Origin of the sequence: Sphingomonas sp. Leaf37, from assembly GCF_920939475.1 — a bacterium.
Taxonomy (GTDB): domain Bacteria; phylum Pseudomonadota; class Alphaproteobacteria; order Sphingomonadales; family Sphingomonadaceae; genus Sphingomonas.
This window is the reverse complement of record NZ_CAKLAX010000002.1, coordinates 796753-817967: the sequence shown is the minus strand read 5'-3', so window position 1 is coordinate 817967 and position 21215 is coordinate 796753. Positions and strand designations below refer to the sequence as shown.

The window sequence follows — 21215 nt, the reverse complement described above, 5'->3', positions numbered from 1 at the left end:
TCAGCTCTTCCGCCCGCTCAACTCCGCGCCGGCCTGAGGATCGAACCGCCAGTTGACGAACACTGCCAGCAGCGAGATCGCGGTGACGGTCCAGAAGGCGACGGTGAAATCAGTGAATGCCACCGCTTCGCCGCCGCGCGACAGCATCGACACGTGCAACGCGGTCGCGCCGACGCAGATGCCCAGCGACAGCATCAGTTGCTGAAACGTCGAATAGAAGCTGGTCGCTGCGCTCATCCGGTCCTTGCCGATCTCGTCGTATGCGATCGTGTTGTAGGCGGTGAACTGGAACGAGATCAGAAAGCCGGACAGGACCAGCACGGCGAACACCGCGGGCAGCGGCCAGTTCGGGCGGAACAGGCCGCAGATGGCATAGGCCCCGGTCCCGAGCACCCCCATCACGATCAGGCTGCTGCGGAAACCGAAGCGTTTCAGGATGCGACGCGCGACGCCCTTCATCCCGAACGATCCGATCGCGCCCGCGACCGTCATCGCCCCGCTCTGCGCCGCCGACAGGCCAAAGGCGAGCTGCATCATCAGCGGCAGCAAGAACGGCTGCGCGCCCTGTGTGATGCGGGTCAGCGATCCGCCCAGCACCGACAGGCGAAACGTGGCGATCCGCATCAGCGAGAGGTCGAGGATCGGGTGTTCGGCGCGTCGCGCATGCCGCCAATAGGCAAGACCGAACAGCGCGCCGATGCCGACAAGCGCCGCCGCCACCGCCGCCTCGCCCGGGCGGCTTGCCATTTCGAACCCGAACAATAGACACCCCAGAGCCACGCCCGACAGAATAAAGCCGATTGCGTCGAAGGCGTGCGGTGCTTCCTCGCGAATATCGGCGATGAAGCGTCCGACCAGCACGATGCCCAGCAACCCGATCGGCAGGTTGAGCCAGAAGATCCAGCGCCAGTCGAGATATGTGACGATGAACCCGCCCAGCGGCGGACCCAGGATCGGGCCGACCAGCGCTGGCATGATCAGCCACGACATCGCCGACACCATGTCGCGCTTGGCAACCGATCGCAGCAATACCAGCCGCCCCACCGGCATCATCATCGCGCCGCCGATCCCCTGTACGAACCGCGCGACTACCATCCATTCGAGGCTTGGGGCCAGACCGCAGGCCAGACTGCCCGCAACGAAAACGCCGATCGCTGCGCGAAACACCGGCCGTGCGCCGAAGCGGTCGGCCATCGTGCCGGAGGCGGGAATAAACATCGCCAGTGCCAGCAGGTACGATGTCAGCGCGATGCTTATCGCCGGTGCGGCGACACCGAAATCGCGTGCCATCGTCGGCAGCGCAGTGGCGAGCACCGTCGCGTCCAAATTCTCCATGAACATCGCCGTGGCGATGATCAGCGCGACGGTGCGATAGTTGCGGGTGGGTGCGGCGCCACCGTCGGCATCGGTCGTCTGTGCAATCCGATCGCCCGCCGGGACGATCCCATCGCGCACTTCGGCATTGACCGATGCGATCCCGCGCCGCCGCGGCCGCAATAGCTGACGCGGATCCAGAGCGGCTGGGAGATGCAGATTCATGACGGGCGTAACGACCTTCGTGCGTGGATGGCCTCTCCGGTGGACGGGGGCCGATCGTTGTCATGGGGCCGTACCGCTGTCGTATCCTGATATAGGTACGATCGCGCTCCGGGCGAGGGGATATGCCGGCACGATGTAGCCAACCTTAGATAAGCCATTGCAATTAAAACAGATTAATGCGACCCGCCGCACCGTTCTCAAGGGAGTGGCAATGACGGTTCGATCTGCGCCGGTGGCGCAATGCATCACGGACGAGCGATGGCGGATCGTGTCGGCAGACGACGCCTATCTGGAATTGCTGGCGCGGCCACGGATCGAGGTGATTGGTCGTTCGCCGCTCGAATTTACCGCGCCGGGGGATCAGGTGGTCAACGACATGCTGCTGCACCGGCTGGTGCGTCACGGTCATGCATTCCAGATTACCAAGCGCTACGTTCGCGGTGACGGGCAGCTGCAGTGGGTGTGTAACCACGTCTCCGCCTTTGCCGATGGCTGCGGGGAAAAGCGCCTGATCGCAACCTGCGAGCCGCAGCCGGATCCGCCGGCCACGTGCGCGGAGGCGCGACTGCGGCAGCACGCCACGACGCTGCTGCAAACCATCGGCGCCGCGAAGCATGCATTCGGCGACGACCTGATCGGATCGCCGGCGCTGGAGGCATTGCTCCATCTTTACCTCGCTGAAATGGAAGGGCGGTCGCTCACCCCGCGTTGCATCGCAGCGCTGATTCGCCATTCTGAGGCTGCAACGCTGCGCTGGATCAAGGTGCTGGAACAGCGTCGGCTTGCCGAAGTAGAGCGTAATACGCCGGTCGACATGGGCGCGCCGATGCGTATCTCCGGCATGGCGCAGCAGATGATGGAGGACGTCACCGGGCGGTTGCCCGTCGCGGGCTGAGCGTCAGCGCAGTGTCGCCGCGGCTGCCAGCGCCCGCTCGCGCGCCTCGCGATGGCCGATCAGCTTGGCCGGATAGTCGTTCGGCCGGACACCGCTATCGTCGGGATCGTGGATCGTCGCGTCCGTCAGGTCGCGCAGTTCCGGCACCCATTCGCGGATATAGTCCGCTGCATCGAACTTCCCCGACTGGCTGAGTGGCGCCATGATCCGCCCGAACATGTTCGCATCCACGCCCGTACCGGCGATCCACTGCCAGTTGACGGCGTTGTTGCCGTAATCCGCATCGACTAGGCAGTCCCAATACCATCGCTCGCCTTTGCGCCAGTCGATCAGCAGGTGCTTTACCAGAAAGCTCGCAGCGATCATGCGGACGCGATTGTGCATCCACCCGCTCGCCCACAATTGCCGCATCCCGGCATCGACGATCGGGTAGCCGGTGCGTCCCTGCTGCCACGCCTGAAGATCGCGTTTCGCCTCGGCATCCTTTCGCCACGGCAGTGCATCGTATTTCGGGCGCCCGTTGACCTCGCCGTACTTCGGCAACGCGAGCAGCACGCCGGACGTGAAATCCCGCCATGCGAGTTCGCGCAGGAAGGCGCCGGCATCCCTGGTGTCGCCGAGCGCATGATAGATTGCCCGCGGCGAAATCTCCCCGTGATGGAGGTGCGGCGACAGGCGAGACGTACCTTCTTCCGATGGCAGGTTGCGGCGGCGGTCGTAGGCGGCGACATCGTCGGACCAGTCCTTAGCCTTGGCGAGCGCTTCCGTTTCGCCGGGCGTCCAGTCCTTGTCGAAGCCGGTCGACCAATCGGGTCTGGTCGGCAGCAGCGTCCATTCCGCAAGCTCGTCGCTCATCGGCCAATGCGCCGGTGCCGGGATCGCGTGCGGGACGGGAAAGGGATCGGCGGGCGGCAATTGCGACTGGAGCGCCTTCCAGAATGACGAGAACATCTTGAACGGGGTCCCGCTCCCGGTGGTCAAGTCCTCCAGCCGGACAAGGTGGTTGCCATCGTGCAGTTCCAGCCGATCGCCCAGTTTTTTCTCCGCATCGCGCCACCACGGCTCGTAATGACGGATCGCGTGAATGCGGGAAGCACCGGTTTCCTCCATCAGTGCCGTCAGGATCGATACCGCATCGCCGCGTCGCAGGATCAGCCGGCTGTGCTTCGCTCGCAAGGCTGCGTCCAGGGTGGACAGGCTGTGGTGCAGCCACCAGCGTTGCGCTCCGCCGATCCGCCATTCACCGGGCGCATCGTCGTCGAGGACATAGACCGGCACGACCGGTCCTTCGTGCGCGGCGGCGACGAGTGCAGGCTGATCGTGAAGGCGAAGGTCCTGGCGTAGCCACAGGATGCTTGGTTGTGTCATGCGCACGTCCAAGCGGATGGCCACCGGGGAAGTTCCTGCATCGGCGTCGTCGCGAACGCCGGACTTGTACGCGGGCCTGTCCTGCCGCAAACGACCGTGCCTCTGGGGCGGAGCGAACATGAAACGATCATTGATCTGGCTGCCGCTGCTGCTGGCGGCCTGCTCCCCATCGGCACCCGATCCGGCACCGCCGCGCCTTCCGGTGCCGATCCGCGGTTCGGACGCCATGACCCTGATACGGGGAGATGCCCTGGACAGACTGGTGCGGGGTAGCGTCCAGACCCGGGCAGGCGAGGGCGGCATACCGCCAGTCGAACGCTTCGCTGCGACGGGCGACGGCTATACATTAAGCTACGACCGGCCCGATACCGTCGGACGTTACCGGGTGACGCCGGACCGGGTGTGCCTGCGCTTCGTCGATGAGCGCAGCATCTTCTGCCGCTTCTACCTGACCGATGCGAGTGGGCAGGTGTGGATGGCCGAGGACGATCGTGACTATCCGCTGCATGTGGCAAAGGTGACGGTTGGGCGCGGGCGCTAGGACGGGATTGCTGCGAAGCAGGCGAAGCAGGCGAAGCAGGCGAAGCAGTTCGTAGCATATCTTGCCCGTTTACCGGCTTCGCTGCACCGGCCCGGCTCGCCGGGGGAATGAGCCAGTCCTCCCTCGCTTGAGCAGGGGAGGGACCGCGGCGAAGCCGTGGTGGAGGGGGCGTATCAGCGAGCGACCAAGCGCGCGGCTTAACGCTTCCGACCCACCGTGGCCGTTGGATATCAGGCCACCATCGCTGCGCCGGCGATGATCTTGTCGAGCGTGATGGGGTATTCGCGGATGCGGACGCCGCTGGCGTTATAGATCGCGTTGGCGATCGCCGCGCCGACGCCGCACAGGCCGAGCTCGCCGACCCCCTTCGCCTTCATCGGCGACGACATCGGATCGACTTCGTCGAGGAAGATCACCTCCTGATGCGGAATGTCGGCGTGCACCGGCACTTCATAGCTGGCGAGATCGTGGTTGACGAAGAAGCCGAAGCGCTTGTCGACCGCGAGTTCCTCCATCAGCGCCGCGCCGACGCCCATCGTCATCGCGCCGATCACCTGACTTCGTGCCGACTTCGGGTTGAGGATGCGCCCCGCCGCACAGACCGCGAGCATGCGGCGTACGCGGATCTCGCCGGTATAGGCGTCGACGCCGACCTCGACGAAATGGCCGGCGAAGGTCGATTGCTGTTCCTTCTTGGCGAGATCGCCGAACTCGATCGTGTCCTCGGCGGACAGGCCCTTGTCGCCCGCGGCTTCGGACAGCGCTACGCTGCGGTTGCCGGCGCGAACCTTGCCGTCGGCGAATTCGACGTCGGCGGAGTTGAAGCCCAGCTTCTGGGCGACGGCCTCGCGCAGTTTCATGCAGGCGGCATAGACGCCGGCGGTCGAGCTGTTCGCACCCCATTGGCCACCCGAGCCTGCCGCGGCGGGAAAGGAGCTGTCGCCGAGCAGTACGACGACCTTGTCGAGGGGCACGCCCATGACTTCGGCGGCGGTCTGCGCGATGATCGTGTAGCTCCCGGTGCCGATGTCGGTCATGTCGGTGGCGACGGTGACGACGCCCTTCCTGTCGATCCCGACGCGGGCGGCGGACTTCATCGTGATGTTGTTGCGGAAGCCGGAGGCGACGCCCATGCCGACGAGCCAGCGACCGTCGCGCACGGAGCGCGGCTTGGGATTGCGCTGGGACCAGCTGAACTTGTCCGCACCCATACGCAGGCATTCTACCAGCTGGCGCTGCGAGAACTTGCGCTCCGGCTTTTCCGGATCGACCTGCGTGTCGTTGACGATGCGGAACTGGACCGGGTCCATCCCCAGCTTTTCCGCCATCTCGTCCATCGCGACCTCGAGCGCCATCAGCCCGGGTGCCTCGCCGGGCGCACGCATCGCATTGCCCTCGGGCAGGTCGAGGACGGCGAGGCGCATCGAGGTCAGGCGATTGGCGCCCGCGTAGAGCAGCTTGGTCTGCGACACCGCCGTTTCCGGGCCGCCGCCGGGCAGATCGCCCGAACCGCTTTCGTGCGCGATCGCCGTGAGCTTGCCGTCCTTGCCTGCGGCCAGCCGGATGCGCTGGCGCGTCGCCGGACGGTGCGTGGCGTTGTTGATCATCAACGGGCGCTGGAGCGTGACCTTGACCGGACGCCCGGCCTGCTTCGCGCCCAGTGCGGCGAGGATCGCATCGGCGCGGACGAACAGCTTACCCCCGAAACCGCCGCCGATGTAGGGCGAGATCAGGCGGACGTTGTCCTTGGGGATGCCGAGCGTCTTGGCGACGTCGCCCTTGCCCCAGGCGATCATCTGGTTGGACGTCCATAGCGTCAGCTTGTCGCCCGCCCACGATGCGGTGCTGGCATGCGGCTCCATCATCGCATGGCTCTGGTCGGGCGTTTCGTAGAGAGAATCGATCTTGACCGGCGCGGCGGCGAAGGCCTGTTCGAAATTGCCGACGCGATCGACCGCGGGGGCGGCGCTGCCCTCGCCGCTGCTGTCGCCCTTCAGCGGTGCGGTCTTGAGCGCCGTGTCGAGGTCGAAGCGACCTTTCTCGCGGGCATAATCGATGCGGATCAACGATGCCGCTGCGCGCGCCTGTTCGAATGTCTCGGCCACCACGAGTGCGATCGCCTGATGATAATGATCGATCGCCGGACCGCCGAGCAGCTTGGCGGTGTTGAAGTCGCCTTTGGTGAGCGGGCCCGCGGTATCGGCGGTGACAATCGTCAGCACGCCCGGCGCAGCCTTCGCCGCGCCGAGGTCCATGCTCGCGATGCGTCCCTTGGCGATGCCGGCGCCGACGACATAGCCATAGGCCGCGTTGGGTGCGACGTCATGGCGTTCGTAGGCGTAGGGCGCCGTGCCGGTGGTCTTGAACTTGCCGTCGATGCGGTCGGTCGGCTTGCCGATGACCTTCAGCTGGTCGATCGGGTTCCGGCCTGCGGGTGTGTCGAACTTCATGCTGCTTCTTTCGCTTCGGCCATCACCGCGGCGAGCGTGCGCTCGACGAGGGGGACCTTGAAGGCATTGTCTTGGGTCGGTTTTGCGCCGGCGAGCATCCGGGCCGCGGTCGCCTTGGCACCCTGCGGCAGGGCGGCTTCCGCCGCCTCGACGCGCCACGGCTTGGGCGCGATGCCGCCGATCGCGACATGGCCGGTGCCGTCGGGCTGGAGGATCGCCGCCACCGACACGAGTGCATAGGCGTAAGAGGCGCGGTCGCGCACCTTATGGTAGATATGCGTGCCGCCGACCGGCTTCGGCAGGGTCACAGCGGTAATCAGCTCGCCCGGCTTCAGGTTCGTGTCGATGTGCGGCGTATCGCCCCACAGCCGATGGAAGTCGGCGATCGGGATCTTCCGCGTCTGACCATTGGGCTGAACCGTCTCGACGGTCGCGTCGAGCACGCGCATGGCGACCGCCATGTCGCCGGGATAGGTGGCGATGCACGCATCGCTGGTGCCGATGATGCCGAGCTGCCGGCTATAACCGCCAATCGCAGCGCATCCCGAGCCCGGTTTGCGCTTGTTGCACGGCTGGTTGGTGTCGTAGAAATACGGGCAGCGGGTGCGCTGGAGCAGGTTGCCCGCGGTGGTCGCCTTGTTGCGCAGCTGGCCCGATGCGCCGGCGACGATCGCGCGGCTGAGCACGCCATAGTCGCGGCGGACCCGGGCGTCGCTGGCGAGGTCGGTGTTGCGCACCAGCGCGCCGATGCGCAGCCCGCCGTCCGACGTCGGCTCGATCTTGTCGAGCTTCAGGCGGTTGACGTCGACCAGATGCACCGGCTCCTCGATCTGCAGCTTCATCAGGTCGAGCAGGTTGGTGCCGCCGGCGATGAACTTCGCGCCCGGCCTGGCCGCGACCGCCGCGGCCGCCGCGGCGGGCGTGGTGGCGCGTTCGTAGGTAAAGGCCTTCATGCTTCTGCCCCCGCGACGTCGCTCATCGCTTCGATGATGTTGGAATAGGCGCCGCAACGGCAGATGTTGCCGCTCATCCGTTCGCGCATCTCCATCGCGGTCGGTTGCGCCGCCCCGGTGATGTCGGCCTGCACATGGCTGGGGACGCCGCGCTTGATCTCGTCGAGCACCGCGACCGCCGAGCAGATCTGGCCGGGGGTGCAATAGCCGCACTGATAGCCGTCGTGCTTGATGAAGGCGGCCTGCATCGGGTGCAGGTCGTCGGGCTTGCCGAGGCCTTCGATCGTGGTGATCTCATCGCCGTCGTGCATCACCGCGAGGGTGAGGCAGGAATTGATCCGGCGACCGTCGACGAGGACGGTGCACGCGCCGCACTGGCCGTGGTCGCACCCCTTCTTGGTGCCGGTCAGCTTCCAATGTTCGCGCAACGCGTCGAGCAGGGTCGTGCGGGTGTCGAGGTCGAGGCGGCTGGTCTTGCCGTTGACCTTCAGCGTCACCGGCATCGTCGGCGGTGCCGCGCGATCCTGCAACGGCGGGGTCGCGGCCTCGGCGGGCAGCGCGGTCGCCGCCACGCCGACGGTCCCGCCCGCGATGACGCCGCGGCGGGATACCTGTAGTTCGTTCTGGCTCATAAGAGACCCCCTGATGCTATTGAAAACGCCGCGGCGATCGTCGCTGGCGTTCACCGGCTCTGGAGGTGCTCTAACGTGCGATATCCACCCAAAGCAAACGCTTGTTGGGAGATACGCGGGACGATAGGTCCGGGTTCCACCTATTCGAGGCGGAACCCGGATTTCGGCCGATCAGAAGCCGATATGCGCACCGGCGGAGATCACGACGGCGCTGGCGTCGCGCAGGTAGCCGTTGGTGACGACCGGCGTCTGCACCGCGGTGCCGGCATAGGCCGCCGTCACGCGATCGATCGTGGTGTTCTTGAAGTCGACATAGTTCGCAGCGAGATCGATGCCGATCTTCGGCGTCAGCTGGAAGGTGCCGCCGGCGCCGTAGTTCCAGCGGTTGGCGTCGGGCACGCGCGCATCGCGCAAACCGTTCTGGGTCGGCGTGGTGGCGTGCTGGACGCCGGCGCGGAGCGTCAGCTGCGGCGAGATCGTATAGTCGATGCCGCCGGCGAGGCTGTAGCTGTCGCGATAGTTCTCGGGCAGCGCCTGATTGAGCGGCGCGCCGAGGCGGATCGCGTCGAACTTGCTCCAGTTATAGCGAACCGCCTGCCCGTTCAGCGTCAGCGCCGGGGTGGCGCGGATGCGGGCACCGACGATGACCTGTGCGGGCGTGTAAAAGCTCGCCTCGACGTCGTTGACCGTGCGGTTCTGCGCGGCGAGCGGGCCCTGGAGCCCCTCGACCAGCAGGTCGCCCTTCAGCGTGTGCTCGATGCGCGACTTGTAGCTGACGCCGACGGTCGCCCAGTCGTTGTGCATCTGGAAGCCGGCGGTCCAGCCGAGATCCCAGCCGTCGCCTTCCAGCTTCTGGCGGCCATCGGGCAGCGCCGCCGACAGGTTCGGCAGGTTGTTGCCAAGGCTGGCGTAGACGTGCTCGACATTGGCACCACCGCCGACGCGCAGCCAGTCGGTCAGCGCGATGGCGATCGACGGCTGGATATCGATCGTCTGCAGCTTAGTGCGGGTCGCGCTGTAGCGGGTCCAGCTAGTCGAATCGTAATCGGTGGTGAAGCTGTAGGGCGACGTGACCGCGAGGCCGATCGCGACCGGGCCGAACGGCATGGCGATCGCGCCCGAGGGCAGAATGCCGTTGTCGATCGGGTCCTTGGCCAGCTGGTCGCCACCGACGGGCGCGAATTGGCCGCCCGGACGGCGGATCAACGTGCCGTTGTTGACGACCTTGCCCTTCGGACGGATCACCGAGGCGTTGATCGCGGCTTCGCCGTTCTGCATGCCGGCGATCGCGGCGGGGTTCCACCACAGCGACTGCGGGCCGGTGTCGGCGACTTCACCCGAAAATGCACGGCCTGCACCACGTGCCGACTGCTCTTGCAGGTAGAAGGCCTGCGCGTGCGCGACGGTAGCGACACCGAACGAACCGAGAACGGCGGTGGCGAGGAGGGGAGCCTTGAAACGCAACGACATAATGGGTCTTCCTGAAGCTTACTGGTAGGTTTTGGGGAGGCAATCTTTAACGGACGCGGGTCCAGGTCTGGGTCTTGCAGAGTGGCACGAAGACACAGCCGCGGACCTTCAGCGTGTTGGCGTCGACCGGTGTAACCTTGGCTTTGTAGGTCTTGCCGTCGTCGGGATTGTAGATCTGGCCACCGGACCATGCGTCGGACTCGGCGGTAAAGCCGCTGATCAATAACAGACCCTTCAGCGGGCGATTACGCTGCGCCGCGTTCTGGTTGTTGCCGTCTTTCAGGTCGGGACGCTGGCGGAGCAGGTCGGAGGTGAGCAGGCGACCGCAGATCGATGCGCCGCAGCGCTGGATTTCGACGACGCCGTTCTTGGTCTCGGTCTTCCAGCGACCGATCGCGAGGTCGGCGGCGGGAGCGGGAGCGGCGGCAAGCAGCGCACCGAGCAGCAACAGGGACATGAGCGTAATCTCCTCTCCGTGACGCCCGCTAAAAGCCGCGGGCATCGGGTAAGCCGTGTCAGCTCCGCGCCGTAACTGTACGGTCACGTTGAACGTCACCTGTGGCAGCCGTTAGATGAACGGTGACCTAATGGCGAGCGCCCTGCCGTATACGGCAGTTGGCGGCTCGGTTAGGGGATTGGCAAGATGTGTCAAGTGTCATGTCGTTCATTGCGGCGGCATGAGGTGATGCGGGCGTAACGATCGCGGGGTGGATCGGTGCCAAGACGCCTAATATTCTTCCCTCGCGAGGGGGAGGGGGACCGTTCGGCGCCAGCCGAATGGTGGAGGGGGAGGTGGGCGATGCACTCCAATTTTAGAGTGCGTCGCTTACCTCCCCCTCCGTCACCGCTTTGCGGCGCCACCTCCCCCTTGCGGGGGAGGAATATGAAGGATGCGTCAGTTGCGCAGTGGTTTGCCCGTCGTCAGCATCTGCTGGACGCGCGCCTGGGTGCGGGGATCGCGTACCGCTTCCATGAACGCCTCGCGTTCCAGCGTCAGCAGGTCGTCCTCCTGCACGATGTCGACCAGATCGGCCTCGCCGCCGGTGAGGACATTCGCCAGACGCGCCGAGACGACCTCGTCATATTCCGTGGCCATGCCCTTTTTGCGGAAGCCATCGACGACGCCCGCAATGCCGACGCGGCCGCTTTCGCCGGGCAGGCGGAAGGTCGGCTTTTCGGGGGCCTTATAGCCGTCGACCAGCGACAGCGCCTTGGCCTTGGCGTCCGCCAGCAACCGGTCGCGGTTCATCGTGATGCCGTCCGACGCGCGGAGGAACATCATCTCCTTCGCCAGCGCCGCCGACTTGGATACCTGCGCGGTCGAGATCGTCTCGAACGCCTTGGCGACCGCGGGCATCGGGCCGCGCGGCATCATCGGCGACTTGGCCATGCGATCGAGCATCTCGCCGTTGCCGCCCCAGCCGGGGAGCAGGCCGACGCCGCATTCGACCAGCCCGACATAGGTTTCGGCATGCGCCTGCACCGCGTCGGAATGGAGCAGCACCTCGCAACCACCGCCCAGCGCCATGCCGGCGGGCGCGGCGATGACGGGGAAGGGGGCGTATTTCAGCGCCTTCAGCGCCTGTTGCCCGCCCGAGATCAGCTTCTCGATCTCGCCCCACATGCCTGCGGCGACTGCGAACATCGCCATGCCGAGGTTGGCGCCGGCGGAAAAGTTCGACCCTTCGTTGTAGATCACCAGCGCCTTGAAGCGTTCCTGCACCAGCGGGATCGCTTGCTGGATCAGGCCCATGATTTCGCCGTCGAGCGCGTTCATCTTGGTGGTGAACTCGAGCGCCGCGACGCCGTCGCCGACGTCCCAGAGCGCCGCGGAGGCGTTCTTGAGGAGCGGTTCCGAGGCGAGCTTGATATCCTCCAGCAACAGCACGCCGTCACCGCGGACGACGTCCCGATAGTCGCCGGCGAGGGTGAGGAACTGGCGCTTGCCCTCGACCACGCGGTAGAAGCTGCGGTTGCCGGCCGTGTCGAGGATGGCGGGAACCTCGCGGCCCTCGTCGCGCAGGCGGGCGGCGAAGGTGGCGGCACCGATCCGGTCGAGCAGCTCGAACGGACCGAACTTCCAGTTATAGCCGAGCTTCATCGCATCATCGATCGCGACGATATCGTCTGCCGCTTCGCCGACCAGCATCGCCGCGTAGGACAAGGTCTTGCCGAGGATTTCCCAGGCATAGTCGCCGACCTTGCCGGGGGTGGCGATGAGGGCGGCGAGGTCCTTTTCCGCCTTGGGCAGCAGTGCGGCGGGCTTCTGCCCCTCGCGGTATTCGCCGGTGGCCAGGTCGAGCGCGAGTTTGGTCTTGGTCGCCTTGTCGAAGCGGTAGAAGCCGCCCTTACCCTTGCGCCCCGTAAAGCCCTCGGCGATCATCTTGTCGACCAGCGGCATGTCGCGCACCGTGTCGAAATAGGGGTCGCCCTGCGGCAGGGTGGACGACAGGCTTTTAGACAGCAGCGGCATCAGGTCGACGCCGACGAGATCGACGAGGCCGAAGATGCCGGTCTTGGGTACGCCCATCGGACGGCCGCCGATCTGGTCGGCCTCCTCGACGGTCAGTCCCTGATCCATCGCCGCGTTGATCGCGACGGCGAGCCAATAGGTGCCGATGCGGTTGGCGATGAAGCCGGGCGTGTCCTTGGCGCGGACGATGCGCTTGCCCATGAAGCGGTCGACGAAATCCTCGACCTTGCCCGCGACGCCAGCGTCGGTGTGTTCGCCGCGCACGATTTCGATCAGCCGCATGTAGCGCGGCGGATTGAAGAAGTGGGTGATGAGGAAATCGGCCTTGAACTGGTCCGATCGTCCTTCCACGAGGTTGCCGAGCGGGATCGTCGAGGTGTTCGACGACACCGCGGCGCCGGGCCGCTTGAGAGCTTCGAGCTTGGCGTAGAGCGCCTGCTTGATGTCGAGCCGTTCGACGATCGCCTCGACGATCCAGTCGCATTCGGCGACGCGATTGAGATGGTCGTCGATGTTGCCGGTCTCGACCAGCTTCGCCGCACCCTTCGACATGAAGGGGGCGGGTTCGGTCTTGAGCATCTTGGCGACCGCCCCCTTGGCGACGGCGTCGCGGTCGTCACCCTCGCGAGGGACGATGTCGAGCAGCAGCACGGGAATACCGGCGTTGGCGACCTGAGCGGCGATGCCGGCGCCCATGACGCCCGCGCCGATCACGCAGACTTTCTTGATCTGGTCAGCCATTATGCGCGCTCCAGCACCGTGGCGATGCCCTGACCGCCGCCGATGCACTGGGTCGCCAGTGCATAGCGGCCGCCCTCGCGCTCCAGCAGCGCTGCCGCCTTGCCGACGATCCGCGCACCGGTCGCGCCGAGCGGATGGCCGATCGCGATCGCGCCGCCGTCGAGGTTGATCGTCTCTTCCTTCAGGCCGAGGTCGCGGATGCAGGCGATCGCCTGGCTGGCGAAGGCTTCGTTGATCTCGACCACGTCGAGGTCGCCGACCTTGATGCCCGCACGCGACAGCGCCTTTTGCGAGGCGCTGATCGGGCCGAGGCCCATCGTCTCGGGCTCGATGCCCGACACGCCGACCGCGACGATACGGGCGAGGATCTTGAGGCCGTGCTTCTTGGCGAACTCTTCCGAGGTCACCAGCACCGCAGACGCGCCATCGGTCAGCGGCGACGAGGTGCCGGCGGTCACCGACCCTTCCAGGCTGAACGCGGGCTTGAGTCCGCCGAGCGCTTCAACGGTGGTGTCGGAGCGGATCGTGCCGTCCTCGCTGACCGTGCCCGCCTTGGTAGTGATCGGCACGATCTCGTCGGTCAGGCGACCGTCGGCGCGCGCGGCCGCGGCCTTGTGCTGGCTCTTCACCGCAAAGGCGTCCTGCTCGCCGCGGGTGATCTGGTATTTGGTCGCGACGTTCTCCGCCGTGTCGCCCATCCCCATGTACGCGCCGGGGTTCGCCTTCGCGAGCACCGGGTTGGGGAGGGGATTGTAGCCGCCCATAGGGATGCGGCTCATCGATTCGAGGCCGGCGCAGATGAACGCCTCGCCCGCGCCGATCTGGATCTGGCCCATCGCGATGTGGATCGCGCTCATCGACGATCCGCAGAAGCGGTTGACCGTCATGCCACCGACCGACAGCGGCAGGTCGGCGAGCAACCCGATCAGCCGCGCGACGTTAAGACCCTGTTCGCCCTCGGGGAAGGCGCAGCCGAGGATGATATCCTCGATCTCCGCGGCATCGACGCCGGTCTTTGCGATCAGCCCGCGGATCGTCTGCGCGGCGAGATCGTCGGGACGGACGCGGGCGAGCGCGCCCTTGCCGGCGAGGTGGAACGGCGAGCGCGCGTAACCGGCGATGACGACGTTGGTCATGATATCCTCTCTGATTGGCATTCGAGCTTGCGGTATGCCGTATAGGTGCGATACCTTCCCATTACGTCAAGTGGCACGAGCGGACAATATGCTCGATGGTAGAGTTCGAGAGGAAGCATTGATGAGCGAAACCGCCAACATCGAAGCGGCTGCGCCGCTGGCGATCAAGCAAGGCGTGCCGCTGCCAGCCAACCCGCGGCTGCTCGGCGATATGCTCGACCGGTCGGTGGCGCGCTTTCCGGATCGTGCGGCGATCGACTTCATGGGGCGGATCACGACCTGGGGCGATCTGGGCGCGGCGGTTGATCGTGCGGCGGCGGGGTTGCAGGCGTTGGGGGTGGTGAAGGGGACGCGCGTCGCGCTGTGTCTGCCGAACACGCCGTATTATCCCATCCTGTTCTACGCGACGCTGAAGGCGGGCGGGATCGTCGTCAACGTCAATCCGCTCTACGTCGAGCGGGAGTTGACGCATCTGGTCGAGGATTCGGGGGCGGAGATCATCGTCACCCCCGATGTCGCGGATATCCAGGCGCGCGTTTTGAAGGTGGCGGGCGAGACTGGCATCCGTCACGTCATCAGTTGTCCGATCGCGGACGTGCTGCCGACGTTCAAGAAGTTCGCCTACCGGATCGTCAAGCGGGGCGAGATCGGCCGGGCACCGCGTACGCCGCAGCATCTGTTCTTTGCCGACCTGATGGCGAAGGGTGGCAAGCCGACGTCGGTCCCCGTCGCTCCGGACGAGGTCGCGGTGCTGCAATATACCGGCGGCACCACCGGCGTGCCCAAGGCGGCGATGCTGTCCCATGCCAATATCGTCGCCAACACCGATGCGATGCTGGTCCATGTCGGTGGCGAGAACGCCGAACAGGATCGCGTGCTCGGTGTGCTGCCGTTGTTCCACGTCTTCGCGCTGACCAATGTGCTGACCTTCGGCACGTTGGTGGGGGCGGAGATGATCCTGCTGCCGCGATTCGAATTGAAGCAATTGCTGTCGACGTTGAAGCGGACGCGGCCGACCTATTTCCCCGCCGTGCCGACGATCTACAACGTGCTGGCCAATCTGGGCGCGGACCAGCGGCCCGATCTGTCGTCGGTAAAGGTCTGCATCTCGGGCGGCGCGCCGCTGCCAATCGAGGTGCGGCATGCGTTCGAGGCGAACACCGGATCCAAGCTGGTCGAGGGCTACGGCCTGTCCGAAGCCTCGCCGATCATTACCTGCAACCCGTTCGAGGGGCTGAACAAGGAAGGATCGGCCGGATTGCCCTTCCCCGGTACGACGATTGAGATCCGCGACCGCGAGGACCCGACGCGGATCATGCCGGCGGGCGAGAAGGGCGAGATCTGCGCCCGCGGCCCGCAGGTCATGTCGGGCTATTGGCACAAGCCCGCCGAGACCGAGGCGGCGTTCGCCGAGGGCGCGCTACGCACCGGCGACGTTGGCTATCTCGATGCGGACGGCTATCTGTTCATCGTCGACCGGATCAAGGACCTGATCCTGTGCGGCGGCTACAACGTCTATCCGCGCGTGATCGAAGAGGCGCTGTACGAACATCCCGCGGTGGTCGAGGCGGTGGTGATCGGGGTGCCCGACGCGCATCGTGGGCAGGCGCCCAAGGCGTTCGTCGTCCTGAACGAACCCGGCGTCGTTACCGGTGCGGGCTTGCGCGATTTCCTGCGCGACAAGATCAGCAAGATCGAGCTTCCCCGCGAAGTCGAAATCCGCGACACTCTGCCCAAGACGCTGATCGGCAAGCTTTCGAAGAAGGAGCTGGTCGAGGAGGAGTTGCAGAAAGCGGCGCGTTAGACCGCGGATTCGGGGAGTGGGCATGAACGGTCTTGGGGACGACAGGGGGGATTTGCAGGGAATTCAGGAGGTGGCCGACATGCTCGGCATCACCCCCCGCACCCTGCGCTTCTATGAAGACAAGGGGCTGATCGAGCCGTGCCGCATCGGCACGACCCGCGTCTATCGCCGGCGCGAGATCGCGCGGATGCAGCTGATCCTGCGCGGCAAGCGGCTCGGCTTCTCGCTCACCGACATCGCCGAATTCCTCGACCTGTACGACGCCGACCCGCAGCATCTGGAACAGATGCGTGCGCTCGCCGAGCGTGTGCGGATGCGCATCGTCGAACTGGAAGCGCAACGCGACGCGCTCGACCAGACGCTGGTGGAACTGGCGAAGCTGGAGGGCGAGGCGCTCGCCCGCGTTCACGCGCACGAGCCGGAGGGCTTGCGCGCGGCGGGATAGTTGTTGTGCTCCTGCGCAGGCAGGAGCTTAGGGTAACAAGCTGCACCGTTCGTGGCTCTGGGCTCCTGCCTGCGCAGGAGCACGGGGGCATGAGGTGCTTGGTCCCCGCCTCGCAGCCTTGTAGAGCCTTGCCGATGCCCGATCCCCGCGAAACCGAACTCGTCCTCGATCCCAAATACGATGCCGCCGGCCTCGTCACCGCCGTTGTCACGACCCGCGCCGGCGCGCTGCTGATGGTCGCGCACATGAACGCCGAAGCGCTCGCCGCCACGCAGGCCAGCAAAGAGGCGACCTTCTGGTCGCGCAGCCGCCAGCGCCTGTGGAAGAAGGGCGAGACCTCCGGCAACGTGCTGCGCGTCGTCGAGATGCGGATCGACTGCGATCAGGACGCGATCTGGGTGATCGCCGACCCCGCCGGCCCCGCCTGCCACACTGGGGCGACCAGCTGCTTCTATCGCCGCATCGACGGCGACCGGTTGCAGGCGATCGGATGAGGGCGGCGCCGGCGCTCGCGCTGCTGCTGGCCGCGTGTGGATCGCAGCCGCACGCAGCGCAAGACACGCCCGGCGTGCGGCTGGAGGCGGCGGCGGTACAGGCGGGGCTGGTGACCGATCCCGCCAAGGCGAGCCTTGCCGGATCGTGGGCGCGCGATACCGATCGCGTTTGCGTCGTAGCGGATCAAGGCGACACGTTTCGGATCGGCGCGCTGATCGATTACGGCGAAGGGCAGGGCTGCGCCGCGTCCGGCACGGCGCAACGCCGCGGCGACCGTGTAGCGGTCACCTTCGGCGCGTGCCGCTTCACCGCGCAATTCGAGGGCGATCGCATCGTTTTTCCAGCCGAGATGCCGAGCGTCTGCGATCGATTGTGCACCGGCCGGGCCTCGCTCGCGGCGCTCACCGTCGACCACCTTAGCGCGTCCGCATCGGAAGCGGAGACGCTGCGCGCGCCATCGGGAAAGTTGCTCTGCCTCGCGGGTGAGTAGATTGACGTTGACGTAAACGTGATGTAACTCGTCCGGCATGGCCTCGTCACCCGCTTATGCCCTGATCGAGCATCGCCACGATCGCGAGCATTTCACCATCTCCGATCTGTCCGACGAGTTCGGAGTCACCGCGCGGGCGTTGCGCTTCTACGAGGACGAAGGGCTGATCGCGCCCGAACGTCGTGGCACGCAGCGCATCTATTCGCACCGCGACCGCGCCCGGCTCGCGTGGATCCTGCGTGGCAAGCGCGTCGGCTTTTCGCTCGGTGAAATCCGCGAGATGATCGATCTTTACGACGTCGGCGATGGCCGGCGCATCCAGCGGCAGGTGTCGATCGACCGCTGCCGGGCGCGGATCGCGCTGCTCGAACAACAGAAGCAGGACATCGACGCCGCCATCGCCGAACTCAACGAATTCGTGACGGTGGTCGAAGCCGTCCATACGTCTGACACGCAAGGATAAACGGATGCCCCAGTATACGCCCCCCGTCCGCGACACGCGCTTCATCCTCGAGCATGTCGTCGACCTCCAGAACTACAGCAACCTGCCCGGTTTTGACGCCGCGACCCCCGACGTGGTCGAGGCGGTGCTGGAAGAGGGCGGTCGCTTCGTCGCGGACGTGCTGTTCCCGCTCAACCTGTCCGGCGATCAGGAAGGCTGCACGCGCCATGATGACGGCCGGGTCACCACGCCCGCCGGCTTCAAGGAAGCCTATGCGCAATATGTCGAGAGCGGCTGGGCGACGCTGGGCAACGCACCGGAGTACGGCGGACAGGGCATGCCGCACGTCGTGTCGATTGCGTTCCAGGAATATATGATCTCGTCGAACATGGCGTTCGCGATGTACCCCGGCCTCACGCATGGCGCAATCGCCGCGCTGGTCGCGAAGGGCAGCCCCGAGCAGCAGGCGATGTACGTTCCCAAGATGGTGTCGGGCGAATGGGGCGGCACGATGAACCTGACCGAGCCGCAGTGCGGCACCGATCTCGGCCTGATCCGCACCAAGGCGGAGCCGCAGGCGGACGGATCGTACGCGATCACCGGCACCAAGATCTTCATCTCGGCCGGCGAGCACGACCTCACGGACAACATCATCCACCTCGTGCTGGCCAAGACGCCGGGTGCGCCGGACAGCTCGAAGGGCATCTCGCTGTTCGTGGTGCCGAAGGTGATGGTCAACGAGGACGGATCGCTGGGTGAGCGCAATGCCGTCACCTGCGGCTCGATCGAGCACAAGATGGGCATCCACGCCAATTCGACCTGCGTCATGAACTATGACGGCGCGAAGGGCTGGCTGGTCGGCGAGGAGATGAAGGGCCTCGCCGCGATGTTCATCATGATGAACGCCGCACGTCTCGGCGTGGGGCTTCAGGGCCTCGGCATCGCCGAAGTCGCCTACCAGAACGCCGTCCAGTACGCCGAGGACCGGCGTCAGGGCCGCGCGCTGACCGGACCGAAGGAGCCGAACGAAAAGGCGGATACGCTGTTCGTCCACCCCGACATCCGCCGCATGCTGATGGAGGGCAAGGCGTGGACCGAGGGCCTGCGCGCGCTCTGCCTCTGGGGTGCGCTCCAGGTCGATCTCGAACATCACGGCGCGACCGAGGAAGAGCGCGAGATGGCCGGCGACCTGATCGGCCTGCTGACCCCGGTGATCAAGGGCGTCGGCACCGACAAGGGCTATGAGGTCGCGACCAATGCGCAGCAGGTTTATGGCGGCCATGGCTATATCGCCGAATGGGGTATGGAGCAGTATGTCCGCGATGCCCGTATCGCGATGATCTACGAAGGCACCAACGGCGTGCAGGCGATGGACCTCGTCGGCCGCAAGCTCGCCACCAAGGGCGGCCGTGCGGTGCAGGCGCTGTTCAAGATCGTCGCCGAGGAAACCGCGGCGGCCGAGGGCGTCGAGGCGACCGCGACGATCGCAACCGCGCTGAAGAAGGCGCTGGGCGAGCTTCAGGCCGCGACGATGTGGTTTATGGCCAACGGCATGAAGAACCCGGAGAACGTCGGTGCCGGCGCGGTGCCCTACATGCACCTGATGGGCATCGTCGCGACCGGCCTGATGTGGCTCCGCATGGCCAAGGCCGCGGCCGAGCTGAAGACGGCAGGCGAGGGCGACACCGCCTTCCTCGACGCCAAGCTGGTTACCGCGCGCTTCTTCGCCGAGCGGATCTGCCCCGACGCAGGCGCGCTCCGCCGCAAGATCGAAGGCGGCGCGGAATCGCTGATGGCGCTCCCGCCGGAGATGTTCCGGGCGGCGTGAGTTGACCCGCTGATTCCGTCTTTGCGAGTGTCGCGAAGCAATCCAGGGCGTCCTGATCCGACCTTGGATTGCTTCGCTACGCTCGCAGTGACGAGCTGTGAAGTCGGCCATCATCCACGAGGCCGCGCGTACCGGCCGCTCAGCGCCCGCCGGATCCATCAACCCAGCCGATCCGCCAAAGTCCGGATCGCCTGTCCTGCCAATACGGTCACCCGTTCGCCGTCCAGCACCACCGGATGCTCGGGTCGCAGGATCGCGTCGTTCTGCAACGTATTGTCGAGCGCCAGCCACGCACGGACGGCATTCTCCAGGCTCGTCACCTCCGGCACTTCATTCCCGCCGCGCTCGACGTTGGCGAGCACCGCGCTCATGCGCCAGTCGACGCCGCTCATGCCCGATCACCTTGCCTGCCGATACGCGCCGGCCGGTCGGGATCACGCGATGGATGGCCGTAAACGAACGCGCCGACGCCGGCCGCGATGGTCGCAGCGACGGCGGCGGTGATGCCGGGATGCTTGGCCGCTGCGGTGTAGAGGCTGGTCGTGCGCGCCGCGGGATGCTCGCCCGAACGCACGCGACCGGTTGCGGCGCTGGCGAACAGGTTGCCGGGGCCGGGCTGTTCTTTCGTCGGATCGACGAAGCTCGCCGCTGCCTTTGGCGCGAGGCGGTCGAACAGATGCGGGAAATGCGCCGCGAACAGCGCCTGCGCGCGGCCGGCACCGCCCATCGTCAGGTCCCGCTTCGGATGCGTCGCACAGAACAGGATCGCATCGGCAACCAGCTTCGGGTCGTATACCGGGGGCGGCACCTGAGCCTCGCCGCCGGCATGATTGATGGCATGCTGCGCGACCGGCGTATCGATACCCGATGGCTTCACGAGCGTGACGACGATCGGTACGCCTTCGTTCGCCAGTTCCATGCGCAGCGTGTCGACATAGGCCTTTGCAGCATGCTTCGTCGCGGCATAGGCGCCCATCAGCGGGCTCGGCATGTCCGACGCGATCGAGCCGATCGTGATCAGCGCGCCGCCGACATCCCGCATATGCGGCACCGCGGCGCGGCATCCGTGCACCATCCCGAAATAGTTGGTGCGAAACAGCTGGCGGTGCTCGTCGTCCGGAACGTCGAGCAGTTTGCCATAGATGGCGCTGCCCGCGTTGTTCACCCAGGTGTCGATCCGTCCGAAGCGCTGGACGGCGTGGCTGGCCGCCGCACGAACCGCCTCGGGGTCGCCGACATCGGCGGCATGGAAATCCGCGGTGCCGCCAGCGGCGGTGATTTCTGCGACGATGCTTTGCAGGGCTTCCCCGTCGCGTGCGACGAGCACCACCTTGGCCCCTTGGCGCGCGGCCGACCGCGCAGTTTCCAGGCCGATGCCGGAACTCGCCCCGGTAATGACGATCACTTGCTCGGACAGCGGCTTGAGCGTTGATTTCATGGGCGATCGTCTCCGGCAGGGTGGAGCGGGTGAAGCGCCTCAGCGTCGTGGCCGGTTCCCTGCGATGACATCGGC

At 66.1% G+C, this 21215-nt stretch carries 19 protein-coding genes; 8 read left to right on the top strand and 11 right to left on the bottom strand.

Features of this window, described 5'->3' with window-relative positions; all coding sequences use genetic code 11:
• A complete protein-coding gene (locus LRA87_RS09270) occupies positions 1–1539 on the bottom strand; it encodes an MDR family MFS transporter (protein WP_230631071.1) in 1539 nt (512 codons plus the stop codon).
• Positions 1540–1750: 211 nt separating this feature from the next.
• On the opposite strand from LRA87_RS09270, the gene LRA87_RS09265 reads away from it, so the two are divergent.
• Complete coding sequence (locus tag LRA87_RS09265) at positions 1751–2434, top strand: PAS domain-containing protein (protein WP_230631070.1); 684 nt, start codon at positions 1751–1753, stop codon at positions 2432–2434.
• A gap of 3 nt (positions 2435–2437) precedes the next feature.
• Here the strand turns inward: LRA87_RS09265 and LRA87_RS09260 are convergent, their stop codons facing one another.
• Positions 2438–3802 carry a cryptochrome/photolyase family protein gene (locus LRA87_RS09260; RefSeq protein WP_230631069.1) on the bottom strand — a complete coding sequence of 455 codons (1365 nt, stop codon included), beginning with the start codon at positions 3800–3802 and terminating at the stop codon, positions 2438–2440.
• Positions 3803–3920: 118 nt separating this feature from the next.
• Here LRA87_RS09260 and LRA87_RS09255 point away from each other — a divergent pair, with 118 nt between their 5' ends.
• Entirely contained in the window at positions 3921–4343 is a 423-nt protein-coding gene (locus LRA87_RS09255; RefSeq protein WP_230631068.1) for a hypothetical protein, read from the top strand.
• A 230-nt stretch (positions 4344–4573) separates the two neighbouring features.
• On the opposite strand, the gene paoC is transcribed toward LRA87_RS09255, so the two are convergent.
• From paoC to LRA87_RS09220, 7 genes are all read right to left on the bottom strand, one after another.
• A complete protein-coding gene (gene paoC / locus LRA87_RS09250) occupies positions 4574–6793 on the bottom strand; it encodes an aldehyde oxidoreductase molybdenum-binding subunit PaoC (RefSeq protein ID WP_230631067.1) in 2220 nt (739 codons plus the stop codon).
• Positions 6790–7746: an FAD binding domain-containing protein gene (locus LRA87_RS09245; RefSeq protein ID WP_230631066.1), complete on the bottom strand. Its 957-nt coding sequence runs from the start codon at positions 7744–7746 to the stop codon at positions 6790–6792. The genes paoC and LRA87_RS09245 overlap by 4 nt, the downstream gene beginning before the upstream one ends.
• Positions 7743–8378: an aldehyde dehydrogenase iron-sulfur subunit PaoA gene (gene paoA / locus LRA87_RS09240; protein WP_230631065.1), complete on the bottom strand. Its 636-nt coding sequence runs from the start codon at positions 8376–8378 to the stop codon at positions 7743–7745. The genes LRA87_RS09245 and paoA overlap by 4 nt, the downstream gene beginning before the upstream one ends.
• A gap of 171 nt (positions 8379–8549) precedes the next feature.
• A complete protein-coding gene (locus tag LRA87_RS09235) occupies positions 8550–9848 on the bottom strand; it encodes an OmpP1/FadL family transporter (protein ID WP_230631064.1) in 1299 nt (432 codons plus the stop codon).
• Between the two features lie 46 nt (positions 9849–9894).
• Positions 9895–10305 carry a DUF2147 domain-containing protein gene (locus LRA87_RS09230; RefSeq protein WP_230631063.1) on the bottom strand — a complete coding sequence of 137 codons (411 nt, stop codon included), beginning with the start codon at positions 10303–10305 and terminating at the stop codon, positions 9895–9897.
• Between the two features lie 438 nt (positions 10306–10743).
• Positions 10744–13062 (bottom strand): 3-hydroxyacyl-CoA dehydrogenase/enoyl-CoA hydratase family protein, encoded by a 2319-nt coding sequence (locus LRA87_RS09225; protein ID WP_230631062.1) that lies wholly within the window; start codon positions 13060–13062, stop codon positions 10744–10746.
• Positions 13062–14198 (bottom strand): thiolase family protein, encoded by a 1137-nt coding sequence (locus LRA87_RS09220; protein ID WP_230631061.1) that lies wholly within the window; start codon positions 14196–14198, stop codon positions 13062–13064. Before LRA87_RS09220 ends, LRA87_RS09225 begins: the two co-directional genes overlap by 1 nt.
• 121 nt (positions 14199–14319) lie before the next feature.
• Here LRA87_RS09220 and LRA87_RS09215 point away from each other — a divergent pair, with 121 nt between their 5' ends.
• The 6 genes from LRA87_RS09215 to LRA87_RS09190 all read left to right on the top strand — a co-directional run bounded on the left by LRA87_RS09215 (position 14320) and on the right by LRA87_RS09190 (position 19702).
• Positions 14320–16002, top strand: coding sequence for a long-chain-fatty-acid--CoA ligase (locus tag LRA87_RS09215; RefSeq protein WP_230631060.1), 1683 nt, complete (start codon positions 14320–14322; stop codon positions 16000–16002).
• Positions 16003–16024: 22 nt separating this feature from the next.
• Complete coding sequence (locus LRA87_RS09210; protein WP_230631059.1) at positions 16025–16447, top strand: MerR family transcriptional regulator; 423 nt, start codon at positions 16025–16027, stop codon at positions 16445–16447.
• A 134-nt stretch (positions 16448–16581) separates the two neighbouring features.
• Positions 16582–16941 (top strand): phosphoribosyl-AMP cyclohydrolase, encoded by a 360-nt coding sequence (gene hisI / locus LRA87_RS09205; RefSeq protein ID WP_230631058.1) that lies wholly within the window; start codon positions 16582–16584, stop codon positions 16939–16941.
• Positions 16938–17432 carry a hypothetical protein gene (locus LRA87_RS09200; protein WP_230631057.1) on the top strand — a complete coding sequence of 165 codons (495 nt, stop codon included), beginning with the start codon at positions 16938–16940 and terminating at the stop codon, positions 17430–17432. Before hisI ends, LRA87_RS09200 begins: the two co-directional genes overlap by 4 nt.
• Positions 17433–17469: 37 nt before the next feature.
• Positions 17470–17895, top strand: coding sequence for a MerR family transcriptional regulator (locus tag LRA87_RS09195; RefSeq protein WP_230631056.1), 426 nt, complete (start codon positions 17470–17472; stop codon positions 17893–17895).
• 4 nt (positions 17896–17899) lie between these two features.
• Entirely contained in the window at positions 17900–19702 is a 1803-nt protein-coding gene (locus LRA87_RS09190) for an acyl-CoA dehydrogenase C-terminal domain-containing protein (RefSeq protein ID WP_230631055.1), read from the top strand.
• Between the two features lie 158 nt (positions 19703–19860).
• On the opposite strand, the gene LRA87_RS09185 is transcribed toward LRA87_RS09190, so the two are convergent.
• Both LRA87_RS09185 and LRA87_RS09180 read right to left on the bottom strand, forming a co-directional pair.
• Positions 19861–20094: a hypothetical protein gene (locus tag LRA87_RS09185; protein ID WP_230631054.1), complete on the bottom strand. Its 234-nt coding sequence runs from the start codon at positions 20092–20094 to the stop codon at positions 19861–19863.
• A complete protein-coding gene (locus tag LRA87_RS09180) occupies positions 20091–21140 on the bottom strand; it encodes an SDR family oxidoreductase (RefSeq protein ID WP_230631053.1) in 1050 nt (349 codons plus the stop codon). Before LRA87_RS09180 ends, LRA87_RS09185 begins: the two co-directional genes overlap by 4 nt.
• Positions 21141–21215 lie beyond the last annotated feature (75 nt).